At 65.6% G+C, this 16,694-nt stretch carries 12 protein-coding genes; 6 read left to right on the top strand and 6 right to left on the bottom strand.

Annotated features, from left to right (window positions below):
• Positions 1–70: 70 nt before the first annotated feature.
• The 6 genes from IVB07_RS26365 to hpaH all read right to left on the bottom strand — a co-directional run bounded on the left by IVB07_RS26365 (position 71) and on the right by hpaH (position 6,414).
• A complete protein-coding gene (locus tag IVB07_RS26365) occupies positions 71–1,699 on the bottom strand; it encodes a thiamine pyrophosphate-dependent enzyme (protein ID WP_247363449.1) in 1,629 nt (542 codons plus the stop codon).
• 25 nt (positions 1,700–1,724) lie between these two features.
• A complete protein-coding gene (locus IVB07_RS26360) occupies positions 1,725–2,594 on the bottom strand; it encodes a fumarylacetoacetate hydrolase family protein (protein WP_247363448.1) in 870 nt (289 codons plus the stop codon).
• Between the two features lie 3 nt (positions 2,595–2,597).
• A complete protein-coding gene (gene hpaD / locus IVB07_RS26355; RefSeq protein ID WP_018456952.1) occupies positions 2,598–3,581 on the bottom strand; it encodes a 3,4-dihydroxyphenylacetate 2,3-dioxygenase in 984 nt (327 codons plus the stop codon).
• A 66-nt stretch (positions 3,582–3,647) separates the two neighbouring features.
• Positions 3,648–5,186, bottom strand: coding sequence for a 5-carboxymethyl-2-hydroxymuconate semialdehyde dehydrogenase (gene hpaE, locus IVB07_RS26350; protein ID WP_247363447.1), 1,539 nt, complete (start codon positions 5,184–5,186; stop codon positions 3,648–3,650).
• A complete protein-coding gene (locus tag IVB07_RS26345) occupies positions 5,179–5,577 on the bottom strand; it encodes a 5-carboxymethyl-2-hydroxymuconate Delta-isomerase (RefSeq protein ID WP_247363446.1) in 399 nt (132 codons plus the stop codon). The genes hpaE and IVB07_RS26345 overlap by 8 nt, the downstream gene beginning before the upstream one ends.
• A 30-nt stretch (positions 5,578–5,607) precedes the next feature.
• Positions 5,608–6,414 carry a 2-oxo-hept-4-ene-1,7-dioate hydratase gene (gene hpaH / locus IVB07_RS26340; RefSeq protein WP_018456949.1) on the bottom strand — a complete coding sequence of 269 codons (807 nt, stop codon included), beginning with the start codon at positions 6,412–6,414 and terminating at the stop codon, positions 5,608–5,610.
• A gap of 158 nt (positions 6,415–6,572) precedes the next feature.
• Between hpaH and hpaR the strand changes: the two genes are divergently transcribed.
• The 6 genes from hpaR (at position 6,573) to IVB07_RS26310 (ending at position 16,539) form a co-directional block, all read left to right on the top strand.
• A complete protein-coding gene (gene hpaR / locus IVB07_RS26335) occupies positions 6,573–7,091 on the top strand; it encodes a homoprotocatechuate degradation operon regulator HpaR (RefSeq protein WP_018456948.1) in 519 nt (172 codons plus the stop codon).
• Positions 7,092–7,331: 240 nt separating this feature from the next.
• Complete coding sequence (locus IVB07_RS26330) at positions 7,332–8,108, top strand: aldolase/citrate lyase family protein (RefSeq protein WP_018456947.1); 777 nt, start codon at positions 7,332–7,334, stop codon at positions 8,106–8,108.
• A gap of 93 nt (positions 8,109–8,201) precedes the next feature.
• Positions 8,202–9,725, top strand: a complete 1,524-nt coding sequence (locus tag IVB07_RS26325) for an altronate dehydratase family protein (RefSeq protein ID WP_018456946.1) — start codon at positions 8,202–8,204, stop codon at positions 9,723–9,725.
• Positions 9,726–9,829: 104 nt separating this feature from the next.
• Positions 9,830–13,099, top strand: a complete 3,270-nt coding sequence (locus tag IVB07_RS26320) for a transglutaminase family protein (protein WP_247363445.1) — start codon at positions 9,830–9,832, stop codon at positions 13,097–13,099.
• 27 nt (positions 13,100–13,126) lie between these two features.
• Positions 13,127–15,664 carry a circularly permuted type 2 ATP-grasp protein gene (locus IVB07_RS26315; protein ID WP_085352205.1) on the top strand — a complete coding sequence of 846 codons (2,538 nt, stop codon included), beginning with the start codon at positions 13,127–13,129 and terminating at the stop codon, positions 15,662–15,664.
• Entirely contained in the window at positions 15,661–16,539 is an 879-nt protein-coding gene (locus IVB07_RS26310) for a transglutaminase family protein (RefSeq protein WP_247363444.1), read from the top strand. The genes IVB07_RS26315 and IVB07_RS26310 overlap by 4 nt, the downstream gene beginning before the upstream one ends.
• The last annotated feature ends 155 nt before the right edge of the window (positions 16,540–16,694 follow it).

The raw sequence follows: 16,694 nt of genomic DNA, 5'->3' as shown, positions 1-16,694 counted from the left end.
GCTGCGCGTCAGCGATCCACCTTCTTCCGCAAGGGGAGAAGGAAAGAGTTCCGGAACGACGATGCTTCGTTTACGGCTTCGGCGGGTGAATGAACGCCCACGGGCTGCCTTCCGAATCCCGCGTCACTTCCACCGAGATCAGATAAGGCCCGCCATGGGCCAGCGCCTTCTCCATCGCCGCCTTGAACTGGTCAGGCGCGGTGACGCGCGCGGATGCGACGCCAAAGGACTCTGCAAGCTTGACGAAATCCGGATTGACCAGATCCGAGGCCACCACGCGGCCGTCGAAGCGCTCGCGCTGGTCGCGGCGGACATTGCCATAGGCGTTGTTGTTGAACACCAGCGTCACCACGCCGATGTTGAACTGCACGGCGGTGGCGAGCTCCTGCACGCCGAACATGAAGCCGCCGTCGCCGGTGATCGCCACCACCGGCTTTTCGGGATTGGCGACCTTGGCGCCGAGCGCGGTCGGGAAGCCCGAGCCGAGCGTGCCCTGATAGCCGGATGTGATGAAAGTGCGCGGCTCGTAGATCGGGAAGCCGTACCAGGAGGCGAAGCCGAACTGGGACAATTCATCGGTCACGATCGCGTTCGCCGGCAGCACCTCGCGCAGGATGTTGAGATACGCCATCTGCGGCTGGATGCGCTGGATCTCGGCTTGTGCCGTCGCAGTCGCCTCGCGGATCTCTCCCCGCCGGCCGCTGGTCCTGGCATAGCCGGCCTTCGTCACGGCTGTGACGAGATCGGCCGTGCCGGCTTTGGCGTCGGCGACGATAGCGACATCGGAGGCAAGCCGGCGCATCTCGGCTGGATCGATGTCGACACGAATGGATTTCAGCCCCTTCGGCTGATACGGCCAGCGGAAACCCGATGCCGGCAGCTCGGCGCGCGTGCCGATTGCGATCATCAAATCGGTTGTCGGCCACAGCTTGTAAGCTGCCGCCATGGTCAGGCCGAGCTCATGCGCGTTGGAGACGATGCCGCGGCCGCTGCGGAAGGCGACGACAGGGGCGTCGATCATCTCGGCGAGTTCGAGAATCTCCTCGCGCGCCTCGATCGCGCCGCTGCCGACGAAGATCATCGGCGCCTTGCTGTTCCTGATCAGCGCGGCCGCTTGCTTGATCATGTCAGGGTCGGGCTGCGGCGCGGGCAGCGGCTCCAGCACTTGCGCAGCCGCGGTGTCGGCGCGCTGGGTGAAGACGTCCCAGGGCATCTCGACCGAAGCGGGGCCACGCCGTCCGGACGTCATCTCCTGGAAGGCGCGCGCGACGGTGGTCGGCGCGTTGCCGGGATATTCGATCCGATCCGCCCATTTCACATAGGTGCGCAAGGTCGCGAGCTGGTCCGGCATCTCATGCAGATGGCCGCGGCCCTTGCCCAGAAACTGCATCGGCACCTGGCCGGTGACGCATAGCACCGGCTCGTTGCAGCCGAACGCGGTGAGCAGCGCGGCGCTAGCGTTGAGCACGCCGGGGCCGGGCACCACGCTGAACACGCCGGGCCTGCCGCTGGAGCGCGCATAGCCGAACGCCATGTAGCCGCAGGCCTGCTCGTGCCGCGCGCCGATCACCTTGAGCTGCGCCTGGTGGAAGGCGTCGAACAGGCCGTAGACCTGCGCGCCAGGCAGGCCGAACACGGTGTCGACGCCGTGGGCGACGAGGCCGCTTACGATTGCTTCGCCGCCGGTGAGGGTGGTCATGGCACTATTCCATTTCAATCGGTGTTCAGGCTTCGTCGACGACGCCGTTGCGTAAGGTTCCGATGCCCTCGGCTTCGACCTCGACGACATCGCCAGGCTTCAAATAGCGCGGCGGATCGAACCGTGCCCCGGCGCCGGTCGGCGTGCCCGTGACGATGATATCGCCGGGAACGAGCGTCGCGAAGGTCGAGATATAGCTGATGAGATAGCGGAACGGAAACATCAATCGGCTGGTGCGGTCGTCCTGCCGCAGCTCGCCATTGACGTGCGTGGTGAGGCGGATGTCGGCGACCTGCGATTCCTGCGTGTAGGGCACCAGCCACGGGCCGAGGCTGCCGCTGGAATCGAAGTTCTTGCCCTGCGTGACGTTGAACTTGGCATGGCGCAGCCAGTCGCGCACCGAGCCTTCATTGCAGAGCGTCAGCGCGGCGACGTGATCGAGCGCCGAACTTTCCGGAATGTGTCGGCCTTGCTTGCCGATCACCAGCACGATCTCGCCTTCATAGTCGAGCTGCGCGGAGGCGCGCGGGCGCACCAGCGGCGTGTCGTGGCCGACGAAGGAGCGCGGCGAGCGCATGAACATGCTCGGATATTTCGGCGCGTCCTGGCCGTCCTTGTACTCGGCATTGCGGTCGGGATAGTTGACGCCGATGCAGATGATCTTTTCCGGCGCGGGCACCGGCGGCAGCCAGATGATGTCGCCGAGTGTGTGATCGGGCGTGCGGCCGGCAGCCTCTTCGGCGAGGCTCGCGAGCTTTCCCGCCGCGATCACCTCGCGCAGCGTCGGATAGTCCTTGGCGTGGCGCGCGGAGAGATCGACAATGCCGCCGTCAACGACGGCGCCGTAGCTGACGGCACCCTTGACGGAATAGGTGGCGAGGCGAGGGAGTGTCATTGCTTAATCCGCCACCAGCACGTCGGCCACGAACTTCGGCTCGCGCACGGCTTGCCCGGCGAACGGCGAACCCTGCTCGAACCACGAGCGCGGGGCCGGCGCGCCCCACAATGTCTGGCGGCGCGGATCGCGCAGCGACCAGCGCAGCGGCTCGTGGTCGTGATCGCCGGTGAAATAGTCGCTGGTGTAGAGCTCGAGACGGTGTCCATCGGGGTCGCGGACGTAGAGAAAGAATGCGTTCGAGATGCCGTGGCGCCCGGGGCCACGCTCGATGTTCTTCACGAAGCCCTGCGAGGCCATGACGTCGCAGAGGTGGATGATGTTCATCGCCGTCGGCGTCCAGTAGGCGAAGTGGTGCAGCCGCGGGCCCTTGCCGTTGGTGATGGCGAAATCGTGGACATTGCCCTTGCGATGCATCCAGGCCGCGGCTATGCGCCCGTTCGGCCCGTCCTCCTCGGCGTATTCGGTGAGGCGAAAGCCGAGCCGGGCATAGAATTCGACGGTGTCCTGCACCTCGGCGGCGAACACGTTGAAATGGTCGAGCCGCTGCGGATGGCAACCCCTGTAGAGGTCGTAGCGGCGCAGCAGATGCGGCCGCCGGTCCATCGACGCATATAGCTCGATCTGGAAGCCGAACGGATCGGTGAACTGCAGCGTGCGGCCCTGGAACGGCTGATCGACGAAGGCGTAGCCAAGGCCGTTCTCGGACAGGAACTTCGCAGCCTTGTCGAGATCCCCGTCGTTGCCGACCTTGAAGCCGAGGCGGTTGCAGGCAGGCGCGGCCGCCTTGCGCAACACCAGCGAGTGATGCTGATGCTCCTCGGCGGCGCGCAAGTAGACGACCTTGTCGTCGGCGTCCTCGACATGCAGGCCGACAACGCTTTCATAGAACTCGCGGCTGAGCTTCAGGTCGGTGACGTCCAGCACGGCGTGGCTGGAGCGGATGATGTTGAACGGCGGCTCGAAGATATGTTGCGGTACGGGCATTGCGTTTCCCCTCTCTAGACCCAGCCATTCCTCGTTGGCGCTCCGCGCGCCGAGGAACCGCGGGCGTTAGATTCCCAGCTTCTGAATCTTATGCGTGCCCCGCGCCAGCGAGACGTGCTTGGTTTCCATGTAGAAATCGAACGAGTAATCGCCGCCGTCGCGGCCGATGCCGGAGGCCTTCATGCCGCCGAACGGCGTCGGCAGATGGCGGACGTTTTCCGAGTTCAGCCAGATCATGCCGGCTTCCAGCGCATCCGCGACACGCAACGCGCGGCCGACATCGTTGGTCCAGACATAGCCGGTCAGGCCGTAGCGGATGTCGTTGGCGATCTCGATCGCGTCTGCTTCGTTCTTGAAGGGCAGCACGGTGAGGAAGGGGCCGAACACCTCTTCCTGCGCCACGCGCATCTTGCCGTGTGCGCCGGTCACCAGGGTCGGCTCGACATAATATCCGCCGCCCGGGCCATCATAGGCCTTGCCGCCGACGGCAATCGTCGCGCCGTCCTGGCGTGCGACGTCGAAATAGGAGCAGACCTTCGCGAGATGACGTTCGTGGATCAGCGGCCCGATCTCGGTGGCGGGATCGAGGGGATGGCCGACCTTCAGCGCTTTCACCCGTGCGGTCAGCTTTTCGACGAATTTTTCGGCGATGCCGGCCTGGATCAGCAAGCGGCTCGACGACGTGCAGCGCTCGCCGTTGAGCGAGTAGATCATGAACACGACCGCATCGAGCGCGCGGTCGAGATCGGCGTCGTCGAACACGATCACCGGGTTCTTGCCGCCGAGTTCGAAATGCACGCGCTTCAAGGTCGGCGCGCCCTGAACCATGATCGCCGAGCCCGTCGAACTTTCGCCGACGAAGCCGATCGCCTTGATGGCGGGATGCTCGGTCAATGCCTTGCCGGCCTCTTCGCCAAAGCCATGTACGGTATTGAGCACGCCGTCGGGCACGCCGGCTTCCTTGACGAGCTTCGCAAGAATGGCCGCCGTGACCGGCGACCACTCCGCCGGCTTGTGCACGACGGTGCAGCCGGCCGCGAGGGCAGGGGCGATCTTCCAGGTCGAGAGCATGAACGGCGTATTCCACGGCGTGATCACGCCGACCGGGCCGATCGGCACGCGCGTCGAGACGTTCCAATGCTCGTCGCTCGGTGTGTTCTGGCCGTCGCGCGCCTCGCCGCATCTGTCGGCGAAGAAGCGGAAATTCTCGGCGGCGCGGATCGCGGCCTTGGCCATGAAGCGATAGGCCTGGCCGGTGTCGATGCATTCGAGCACCGCGATGTCCTCGGCATTGTCCTCGATGGCGTCGGCCACGCGATGCAGCAGCTTCTTCCGCATCGCCGGCCCCATGTCGCGCCAGGATTTGAAGGCGAGTGCGGCAGCGGTGGCGGCGCGATCGACATCCTCGGCATTGCCGCGGGCGACGCTCGCCAGCGTCGCGCCGTCGACCGGCGATTTCGTCTCGAACGTCTCGCCGGAGATCGACGGCACGATCTTGCCGTCGATCATGTGGCCGATACCGTCGGCACGCAGCGTCTTCAGCAGCGGTGCGATGCGGTCGCGATTGGCCTGGAATACGTCGGTTTTCGGCGTGGGCTTATCCATAGGCGGCCTCCGCTTTCAGGGCGTCGTGGATGTTGTTGCGCTTCCAGCTCGTATCCTTGTCGTTGATCTGCATGTCGAACGAGAGCGCGAATTTCGAGCTTGCGAAGACGGGATCAAGATGGCGGGAGAGCGCCTGGAAGATTTGTTCGCCGGCTTTCTTGCGGGTTGGCAGATCGCGGCCTTCGCCGATGCGCAGCACCATGTCGAGAAAGCCGTAATCCTGCCGCGCGTCCGCAATCGCATAATGCTCGCATCTGACGGCGCGGACGCGGATGCCGCCGAGCGGGAAGATGCCGGTCTCGACCGCGGCCTTGCGCACCACCTCGCACGCCGCGCCGATGTCGAGGCGGTCGTCGAGATTGGCCGAATATTCGATCGTGAAATGCGGCATCGCGGTTTCACTCCCTGTCTTTTTGGTCGTCTAAGCGAAGTAGCAGCTCACCGAGCCGTAGGCGCCATAATCGGCTTGAATTGTGTCGCCCTTGCGGGTCTCGATCGGACGGATGAAGGAGCCGGCGAGCACGATTTGCCCGGGCTCAAGCGCAAGGCCGAGCGGTGCGATCTTGTTGGCGAGCCAGGCGACTGCAGTCGCGGGATGATTGAGCACGCCGGCGGCAAGGCCGGTCTCTTCCAGCTGGCCGTTCTTGAAACAGAGCGCGCCGATCCAGCGCAGGTCCGCGTCCAGCGGGCGGATCGGCCGTCCGCCGAGCACGATGCCGGCATTGGCAGCGTTGTCGGCAATGGTGTCGAAGATCTTTCGGGTCGCCTTGGTCTGGGGATCGACGCGCTCGATCCGCGTGTCCAGAATCTCCAGCGCCGGCACGACGAAGTCGGTGGCGTTGAGCACGTCGAACAGCGTGCAGTCGGGGCCCGCGAGGCGCTTGCTCATGACGAAGGCGAGCTCGGCTTCCACGCGCGTCGCGATGAAGCGCTCCGTCGGGACGAGGCCACCATCGGCGAAGAACATGTCGTCGAGCAATACGCCGGAATCCGGCTCGTTGATGCCAAGCGCGCTCTGCATCGCCTTCGAGGTCAGGCCGATCTTGTGTCCCCGGACGATGCGCCCCTCGGCGACCTTGACGTCGACCCAGGCCTTCTGAATCGCGTAGGCGTCAGCGATGCTGATGTCGGGAAAGTCCTGCGAGAGCTGCCGGATCTGCGTACGGGTCTTTTCCGCGTGGTGCAGACGGTTCGCACAAGCTCGGATATCGTCGTTTGAAAGCGCCATGTGCAGACGGTTCGCACAAGCTCGGATATCGTCGTTTGAAAGCGCCATGTGTAATCTTACAAATCGTCGTGCCGGAAGATACTTAACATGTTAAGTGAATGCGTCAATCGCAAATTGGCTTGCTGCACTGCAAACGTTTCGCGGCTTGAAAGGGCGTCATGACGAAGAGACCGGCTGATCCTGCGAACGGAAGTGAGCCCGCCGTGCGGCAGGTGCCGATGCGCGACTTCTCGCGTTCGCTGCCGATGTCGTTGCTGCGGGCACGCGAGGCGGTGATGCGGCAATTCCGTCCCTCGCTGCGCACGCATGGCCTGACCGAGCAGCAATGGCGCATCCTGCGCGCGCTCGCGGCGATCGACACGGTCGAGGTCACGGAACTCGCGCGCACCGCGTTCCTGCTCGGCCCGAGCCTGTCGCGCATCCTGCGTGATCTCGAGGCGCGCAATCTGATCGAGCGCAAGACCGCCAAGGCGGACCAGCGCCGCAGCATGGTCTCGATCTCGGAAAAGGGCGTGAAGCTGATGGCTTCCGTCGCGCCGTCCTCCGAAGCGATTTATGCCGAGATCACGCGACGCTTTGGCGCGCGCAAGCTCGTCGAATTGCAGGAGATGCTCAGCGAGCTCGAACAAAGTCTCGCAGGGCTCGGCGCGGGCGAGGAGGCAAGTGCCGAGGAGTGAAAGCAGATATGCGCGAGCGCGCGGCAACAATCATGGACATCGCCGCATTTTTTCGCTCAAAGTGCCCCGCAGCCGATGCGCAAAAATCGGCGCGCCGGGACGGATTGCGCCGCCTTTGCCAAGTGAAACCTTGCGTCATCGCGAGCGTAGCGCGGCGGTCGGGTTCGCGCTAGTAACGGCATCGTGCTGTCGCGGCGCTCGTCATGGTGACGAAGGTCCAAAACAAAGAAGGAAGGCAACGTGGCGAACAAGGTCAAGGAAATCTGGAAGTCGGGCAAGGCCGTGGTCAACGCGTGGCTCGCGATTCCCTCCGGCTTCTCGGCCGAGATGATCGCGCAATGCGGCTTCGACAGCGTCACCGTCGACATGCAGCACGGCGTGCAGGATTATCTGTCGATGGTGCAGTGCTTCCAGGCGATGGACAAGCACCCGATCACGCCGATGGTCCGCGTGCCCTGGAACGAACCCGGCATCATCGGCAAGGTGCTCGATGGCGGCGCCTATGGCGTGATCTGCCCGATGGTCAACACGCCGCAGGAAGCCAGGAACCTCGTCTCCTATGCCAAGTACCCGCCGAAGGGCGTCCGCTCCAACGGCCCGATCCGCGCCGGCATGTACGGCACCGCCGGCTCCTACCAGAAGACGGCCAACGACGACATCGTGCTGCTGCCGATGATGGAGACCAAAACCGCCGTCGAGAACATGGAAGCGATCTTCGACGTCGAAGGCATCGACGGCGTCTATATCGGCCCGTCCGACCTCGGCTTCTCCTACGGCCTCGAACCGAAGCTCGATCGCACCGAGCCCGAGATCCTTGCGATCTACGAGAAGATCATCAAGGAGTGCGGCAAGCGCGGCCTCAATCCGGGCATCCATTGCAGCGGCGCCGAAGGTGCCGCGCGCGCCATCAACATGGGCTTCAAGCTGGTGACGCTCTCGAACGAGGTCGGCCTGATGACGACCTACGCCAAGATGCAGGTCAACGCCACCCGGAAGGATTCCGGCGGCAAGGCCTGAGAACTCGCGAATGGCGATGGGGAGTAGCGAATGAGCTGCTCCCCTTTTCCATTCGCCACTCGCTACTCACTATTCGTCTGAAGGAGACCTCCCATGACCATCAGCCCCGTCATTCGCCTGCATCCCGATGATGGCGTGCTGATCGCGCGCGCGAGCTTGCCGCCGGGAACATTGGTGGCCGACGGCGTGACGACGGTCGAGCGCATTCCTTCCGGCCACAAGGTCGCGATCAAGCCGATCGCATTGGGCGAGCCGGTGATACGCTACGGCCAGATCATCGGCTTTGCGACGGTGCCGATCGCGCCGGGCCAGCACGTGCACGTGCAGAACTGCGGCATGGGCGATTTCGCCAAGGACTATGCCTATTGCGTCGACGTCAAGCCGACGCCGAATTTCGATCTGCCGGCGAGTTTCGAAGGCATCCGCCGTCCGGACGGCCGCGTCGCCACGCGCAACTACATCGGCATCCTCACCTCGGTGAATTGCAGCGCGCATGTCGCAAGCCTCGTCGCCGACGTCTTCAAGAAGAATCCGTTCACCGGCGACAATCCGCTGGCCGACTTCCCCAATGTCGACGGCGTGGTCGCGCTGACCCACAAGACCGGCTGCGGCATGACGCAGAACGAGCCCTTAGCGCTGCTCCGCCGCACGCTCGGCGGTTATGCACGGCACGTGAACTTCTCTCATGTGATCGTGCTCGGCCTCGGCTGCGAGGTGAACCAGATCGGCGGCCTGATGGAGGAGCAGAAGCTCGCGGGACGTCTGCGTGCGATGGACATCCAGGAGGTCGGCGGCACCCGCAAGACGGTGGAAGCCGGAATTGCCTTCGTACGCGAGGCACTCGCGGAGTCCAACAAGGTCAAGCGCGAGTCCGTTCCGGTGAGCGAATTGACCGTGGCGCTGCAATGCGGCGGTTCGGACGGCTATTCCGGTGTTTCCGCCAATCCGGCGCTGGGTGCGGCCAGCGATCTCATCGTACGTCACGGCGGCACCGTGATCCTGTCGGAGACGCCGGAGACCTATGGCGCCGAACATTTGCTCACGCGCCGCGCCGTCAGCCGCGAGGTCGGCGAGAAGCTGGTCGATCTCATGCGCTGGTGGGACGAATACACGACGCGCGAAGGCGCCGAGATGAACGCCAATCCCAGCCCGGGCAACAAGGCCGGCGGCCTCACCACCATTCTGGAGAAGTCGCTCGGCGCGATGGCGAAGGCCGGCACAACCAACCTCGTCGAGGTGCTGCGCTACGCCGAACCCATCACCAAGAAGGGTTTCGTGTTCATGGACACCCCCGGCTACGATCCGGTCGCCGCGACCGGGCAGGTCGCCGGCGGCGCCAATCTGGTCTGCTTCACCACGGGCCGTGGCAGCGTGTTCGGCTGCAAGCCGGCGCCCTCGATCAAGCTCGCCACCAACACGCCCATGTACAAGCGCATGGAAGAGGACATGGACGTCAATTGCGGCACCATCCTCGAAGGCGAGGAGAGCGTCCAGCAATGCGGCCAGCGCATTTTCGATCTCATCCTCAAGACCGCGTCGGGCCAGCCCACCAAAAGCGAGAGTTTTGATTTCGGCGGCGCCGAGTTCGCGCCCTGGGTACTGGGCGCGACGATGTAGCAAAGGCGCAGCCCGTGCCGTAGGCACGGTCTGCCCGTTGTTAGTGCTTGATCGAGGTCACCAGCGGTGTTCTGCTCAAAAAAGCTGCTGGAGTACCGCACCCCGTGTCGATCTATGTCGCACTACACCACGTCACGCACTACAAATACGACCGTCCGATCGATCTCGGCCCGCAGACCATCCGTCTGCGGCCGGCGCCGCATACCCGCACGCCGATCCTGAGTTATTCGCTCAAGGTCACTCCGGCCAATCATTTCGTGAACTGGCAGCAGGATCCGCTGGGCAATTGGATCGCCCGTTACGTCTTTCCGGAGAAGACGACCGAGCTCAAGATCGAGGTCGATTTCACGGCGCAGATGACCACGGTCAATCCGTTCGACTTCTTCGTCGAGCCCTATGCCGACAGCTTTCCGTTCGAATATACGCAAGATCTCAAGACGGAACTCGCGCCTTATCTCGAGACCGTCAAGCCCGATCGGCTGTTCGCGAAATATCTCGATACGATCCCGCACGAAGCCCCGAACACCGTCAACTTCCTGGTCGATCTCAACAGGGAGTTGCAGAAAAGGATCGGCTACGTCATCCGCATGGAGGCGGGCGTGCAGACGCCGGAGGAGACGCTCTCCTCCGCGGCCGGCTCATGCCGTGACTCCGCCTGGCTTCTGATCCAGACCTTCCGTCGCCTCGGTCTCGCCGCCCGTTTCGTCTCCGGCTATTTGATCCAGGTCCGTCCCGACATCGATCCGATCGAGGGGCCGCCGGAGGTCGAGAACGATTTCACCGATCTGCACGCCTGGGCCGAGGTCTACCTGCCGGGCGCGGGCTGGATCGGCTTCGACGCGACCTCGGGCATGCTTGCGGGCGAGGGCCACATCCCGGTCGCCGCGACGCCGCACTACCGCTCGGCGGCGCCGATCTCCGGCGGCGCAGGCTTCGCCGAGGTCGAATTCGCCTTCGACATGAGCGTCAAGCGCATTCGCGAGGCGCCGCGCATCACAAAGCCGTTCTCCGACGAATCCTGGATACGGCTGAACGATCTCGGCGAGCAGGTCGACGGCGATCTTGCGGCCCAGGACGTGCGTCTGACCATGGGCGGCGAGCCGACCTTCGTCTCCGTCGATGATCTCGAAGGCGCCGAGTGGAACACGGACGCCGTCGGCCCGACCAAGCGCGGGCTCGCCGACGATCTGATCCGCCGCCTGCGCGCGCGTTTCGGACCCGGCGGCCTGCTGCACTTCGGGCAAGGCAAATGGTATCCCGGCGAAAGCCTGCCGCGTTGGGCGTTTGGCCTGTACTGGCGCAAGGACGGCGTGCCGATCTGGAAGAATGCCGACCTCATCGCCAGCATCGAAAATCCGCGGTCGGCGCAGGCCAAGGACGTCCAGGCGTTCGTGGAGGGCACGGCGCTGCGGCTCGGGCTCGATCCCGGCTACATCATGCCAGCCTATGAGGACACCGCGTACTGGCTGCAGAAGGAATCTGAGCTTCCCGTCAACGTCGATCCCTCCGATTCCAAATTATCCGATCCGGAGGCCCGCGCGCGGATGGCGCGGGTGTTCGAGCAGGGGCTCAACAACCCTCGCGGCTTCGTGCTGCCGGTGCAGCGCTGGAATGCGGCGCCACGCTGGCGCAGCGAGCGCTGGCAGCTCCGGCGCAGTCATCTGTTCCTGATGCCGGGCGATTCGCCGCTCGGCCTGCGCTTGCCGCTGGACTCGCTCGGCTATGTCCCGCCCGATCAATATCCCTACATCGTCGAGCGGGATCCGATGGAGGCCCGCGGCAAGCTGCCGGTGTTCAGCCTTCCGGCGCGTCCGGACGCGCCGGAGCGGCTCGAGCCCGAACAGCTCAACACCTCGGTCCCCGTCCGCACCGCGATGTCGGTCGAGGTCCGCGACGGCGTGCTCTGCGCCTTCATGCCGCCGGTCGAGCAGATCGAGGATTATCTCGAGATGATCGCGGCGCTCGAAGCGACTGCCGAGGAGATGCAGCTCCAGGTCCATGTCGAGGGTTATCCGCCGCCATTCGATCCGCGTGTCGACGTGATCAAGGTGACGCCCGATCCCGGCGTGATCGAGATCAACGTCCAGCCGGCAAAGAACTGGCGCGAGGCGGTCGACATCACCGTCGGGCTCTATGAGGATGCCGGCAAGACACGCCTCGGTGCCAATCGCTTCCTGGTCGATGGTCGCCACACCGGCACCGGCGGCGGCAATCACGTCGTGGTCGGCGGCTCGAGCCCGCAGGACTCGCCGTTCCTGCGCCGGCCTGATCTGTTGAAGAGCCTGGTGCTGCACTGGCAGCGGCATCCGTCGCTGTCCTATTTCTTCTCCGGCCTGTTCATCGGCCCGACCAGCCAGGCGCCGCGCATCGACGAAGCCCGCCACGACAGCATTTACGAGCTCGAGGTCGCGCTCACGCACGTGCCGCCGCCGGGCACTCAGGCGCCGCTGTGGCTGGTAGATCGCTTGTTCCGGCATCTCCTCGTCGACATCACCGGCAACACCCATCGCGCCGAGATCTGCATCGACAAGCTCTATTCACCGGACGGCACGACCGGCCGCCTCGGTCTCGTTGAATTCCGCGCGCTCGAAATGCCGCCGGATCCACGCATGTCGCTGGCGCAGCAGCTGCTGATCCGCGCGCTGATCGCAAAATTCTGGCGCGAGCCGCAACAAGGCAAGTTCGTGCGATGGGGCACCGCGCTGCACGACCGCTTCATGCTGCCGCACTTCATCTGGGAGGATTTCCTCGAAGTGCTCACCGAGTTGAAGCAGTCCGGCTATCCGTTCGAGCCTGAATGGTATCTGGCCCAGCTCGAATTCCGCTTCCCCGCGTTCGGCCGCATCCATCATGGCGGCGTGACGCTGGAGCTGCGGCAGGCGCTGGAGCCTTGGCACGTCCTCGGCGAGGAGGGCTCGGCCGGCGGCACCGTGCGCTATGTCGACTCGTCGGTCGAGCGGCTTCAGGTCAAGGCGGAAGGCTTCGTCGCGGGCCGCCATATCGTCGCCTGCAACGGCCGCCGCCTGCCGATGACCGCCACCGGCCGCTCTGGTGAAGCCGTGGCCGGCGTCCGCTTCAAGGCCTGGCAGCCGGCCTCAGGCCTGCACCCGACCATTCCCGTTCATGCGCCCCTGACCTTCGACCTCATCGACACCTGGAACGGCCGCTCGCTCGGTGGCTGCGTCTATCATGTCGCCCATCCCGGCGGCCGCAGCTACGACACCAAGCCGGTCAACACCTACGAGGCCGAGGCGCGGCGGCTGGCGCGCTTCCAGGACCATGGCCATACGCCGGGTCCGATGCAGCCGCCGCCCGAGGAACGCACAAATGAGTTTCCGCTGACCCTCGACTTGCGGACCCCGCTCCTGCAATGAGTATGATGCCGGGGCAGGGAGTGGCGCATGGCCGAGGGCGCAGCCGAAGAGGACGACAAGGCGGGTCAGGCGCAAGGTCAACGTGATGGCCAGCGCGAAGGCCAGCGCCGCTTCGCGCAATGGGTCCGCGACTACAGGCGCCTGCCCGACATCCCCGACGAGTTTCTCGGCCCGGACGGCAAGCCCCGCGCGGTCTGGAGCCGCTTCTTCGATGCCTTCGGTGCGCTCGCGCCCGATGAGGTTGAGCGGCGGTTTGGCATGGCCGACCGTCATCTCCGCGAGGCCGGCGTCACCTATCGCGCGCCCGGCGAGAGCGCCGACCGGCCCTGGTCGATCAGCCATCTGCCGCTGCTGATTGACGAGGCCGACTGGAAGCAGCTGTCCGACGGCATCACCCAGCGCGCCGAGTTGCTCGAGCTCGTGCTGCGTGACATCTATGGCGAGGGCCGCCTCGTCGCCGAAGGCGCGCTGCCGGCGGCCGCGATCGCGGGGAGCCCCGAATATCTCCGTCCCGCCTGCGGCGTGCCGCCGCCGGGCGGGCGCTATCTCTCGCTCTATGCCGCCGATGTCGGCCGCGGGCCCGACGGACGCTGGTGGGTGCTCGGCGATCGCACGCAGGCGCCGTCGGGTGCGGGCTATGCGCTGGAGAACCGCCTGGTGCTTTCGCGCGCCTTCTCGGATCTCTACAAGTCGATGAACGTCCCGCGCGTCGCACCATTCTTCGAGGCGTTTCGCGACAGTCTTCGGGCGCGCGCCGACCGCGACGAGCCGCGGATTGGCGTGCTCACGCCGGGCAGCTTCAGCGAGACCTATTTCGAGCACGCGACGTTGGCGCGCTATCTCGGCTTCCTGCTGGTCGAGGGCGACGATCTCGCCGTCAGCGACAATCATATCCACATCCGCACGGTTGCAGGCCTCAAGCGCCTCGACGTGCTGCTGCGCCGTGTCGATTCCAATTCGCTCGATCCGCTCGAGCTCGATGCCTCGTCACGGCTGGGGGTCCCCGGCCTGATCGACGTGCTGCGCAAGGACGGCGTCGTCGTCGCCAACATGCCGGGCTCGGGTGTCCTCGAGGCGCGCGCGATGCTCGGCTTCCTGCCGGCGCTCAGCCGCCGGCTGCTCGGCGAAGAGCTGAAGATGCCGCACATCGCGACCTGGTGGTGCGGCCAGCGCTCGGCGCGCGACGAAGTGTTGTCGCGGCTCGACGAGGTCGCGATCGAAGGCGCGTATCGGCGCGGCGTTCCCGGTTTCGACAGCAACGGTCCGGTGCTCGCGAGCGAACTCGACGCCGCCGGGCGCCGGCGCCTGAGCGACGCCATCGCTGCGCGCGGCATGGACTATGTCGGCCAGGAGGTGGTGCGGCTCTCGACCATGCCGGTGTGGGAACAGGGGCAAATCACGCCGCGTCCCTTCGTGCTGCGCGTGTTCGCAGCCGCGACGCCGGACGGCTGGGCCATCATGCCCGGCGGCTTCTGCCGGATCGCCGAGCAGCCGGATGCGCGCGCGGTGTCGATGGGCGACGGCGCGCGCTCCGCCGACGTCTGGGTGGTCTCGGACAAGCAGGTCTCGACCGCGACGCTGCTGCCTGCGATCGACAAGGTGCGCATCCGCCGTATCGCCGGCGTGCTGCCGAGCCGCGCCGCCGACAATCTGTTCTGGCTCGGCCGCTATCTCGAACGCGCCGAGGCGACGCTGCGGCTGGTGCGGGCGCTGGGCTCCCCGAGCGGGCCCAACAAGGGCACCGCGGCCTCGCTGCAATCGGCGGAACGTATCCAGCGCCTGCTGGTGACTTGGGGCGCGATCTCGCAGACCTCGCGCGCGGCGCCCGGCCGCATCGTTGCCGAAGCGCTGCAGAGCCCGGAGCGTTTCGGCTCGGCACTGTCGCTGGTCCGCGCGGCCCAGCGCACGGCGACCTCCTTGCGCGAGCGGCTGTCGCCCGATGCCTGGCAAGTCATCACGGAGATGGTCGAGCGGCTGGCCGTCGAGGTCGAGGACGACGACAGCGTGCTGAGCGCGGCCGAGTTGACCTTGCAGGAGCTCGCGAGCTTTGCCGGCCTTGCGCATGAGAACATGAACCGCGCCGCCGGCTGGCGCTTCCTCGATATCGGTCGGCGCACCGAGCGGGCCATCAACACCACGCGCTTTGCCCGGCAGTTTGCCTATGACGAGGCCGGCGACGAGGATCTCGATATCCTGCTGACGCTGGTGGATTGCCAAATCACCTACCGCTCGCGCTATCTGCTGGCGCCGATCCTGGCGCCGGTGCGAGACCTCGCCGTGCTCGACAATTACAATCCGCGTTCCGTGGCGTTCCAGGTGACGACGCTGAACGAACACATCGCCGCACTGCCGAGCCTGAAGGAGCACGGCCTGATCGAGAAGCCGCAGCGGCTTGCGGTCGCGCTGCAGGCGATGCTCGCGACCGCGCAGGCCGAAAAGCTCGAGGTCAAGACGCTGTTCGCCCTGGAGCAGGATCTGCTCAGCCTCGCCGAGGCGGTCGGGCAGCACTACTTCCCGCACGGTCCCAATGCGAGCCGGCCGGAAAAGCTGACGGGGCTGGCGTGATCTACGATATCCGTCACGTCACCACCTACGAATACGAGAGCCCGGTTAGCTTCGCGCGCTGCACGCTGCGGCTGGAGCCGAGGAGCGGCAATGGCCAGGAGCTGATTTCGCATAAGGTCGAGATCCGTCCGCGCCCTGCGGAGCGTAGCGTCCGGCGCGATTTCTTCGGCACGTTGACCGAGAGTGTCGTGATCGACGCCGCGCATCGCACCCTGCGCATCGATTCCCGCTCTCGCGTGAAGGTGTCGCGCCAGCCGCCGGCGCGCGCCGCTGTCAGCCCGGCCTGGGAGAACATTCGCGACATCGCCTTCGAGGCGACGAGCCTCGGGCCGTCCTCGCCGGTCGGCTATGTCTTTGCGAGCCCGCTAGTGCCGGTGCTGGGACCGGTCAGCGCCTATGCGGCGGAAAGCTTTGCGCCCGGCGCGGGCATCCTTGCCGGGGCGGTCGATCTGATGCATCGCATCCGCACCGAATTTCGCTACGACCCCAAGGCGACGGTGATCTCGACGCCGCTCAACGAGGTCTTCGTCAAGCGCCATGGCGTCTGTCAGGATTTTGCCCATGTCATGATTGCGGGCTTGCGCGGGCTGGGCCTGCCCGCGGCCTATGTCAGCGGATATTTGCGCACCATTCCGCCGGCGGGCCAGCCGCCCCTGCAGGGCGCCGACGCCACCCATGCCTGGGTGTCGCTGTGGTGCGGGGACGAGCTTGGCTGGGTCGATTTCGACCCGACCAACGATCTTATGGTTGCTGGCGACCATATCGTGCTCGCAGTCGGCCGCGACTTCTCCGACGTTTCGCCGGTCGACGGCATCATCGTCGGCTCGCCGAAGCAGAAGCTCGACGTCGCCGTCGACGTGCTGTTGGTGGAATGATTGCGGGTCCTGCCCGCGACACCCATCCCGGGTGTGGCGGGTCTGCACCGCAACCGCGATATCGCGGGGCACAAACCGCAACATATTTCCGAGTTTGCGCCCCCGGGTTTGGCCAGTCGGCCAAGATGGGCTATGCTGGCGCCTGCTCGAGGACG

Source organism: Bradyrhizobium sp. 172, assembly GCF_023101065.1.
Lineage (GTDB): Bacteria > Pseudomonadota > Alphaproteobacteria > Rhizobiales > Xanthobacteraceae > Bradyrhizobium > Bradyrhizobium canariense_D.
This window is presented reverse-complemented; position numbering and strand designations above follow the sequence as displayed.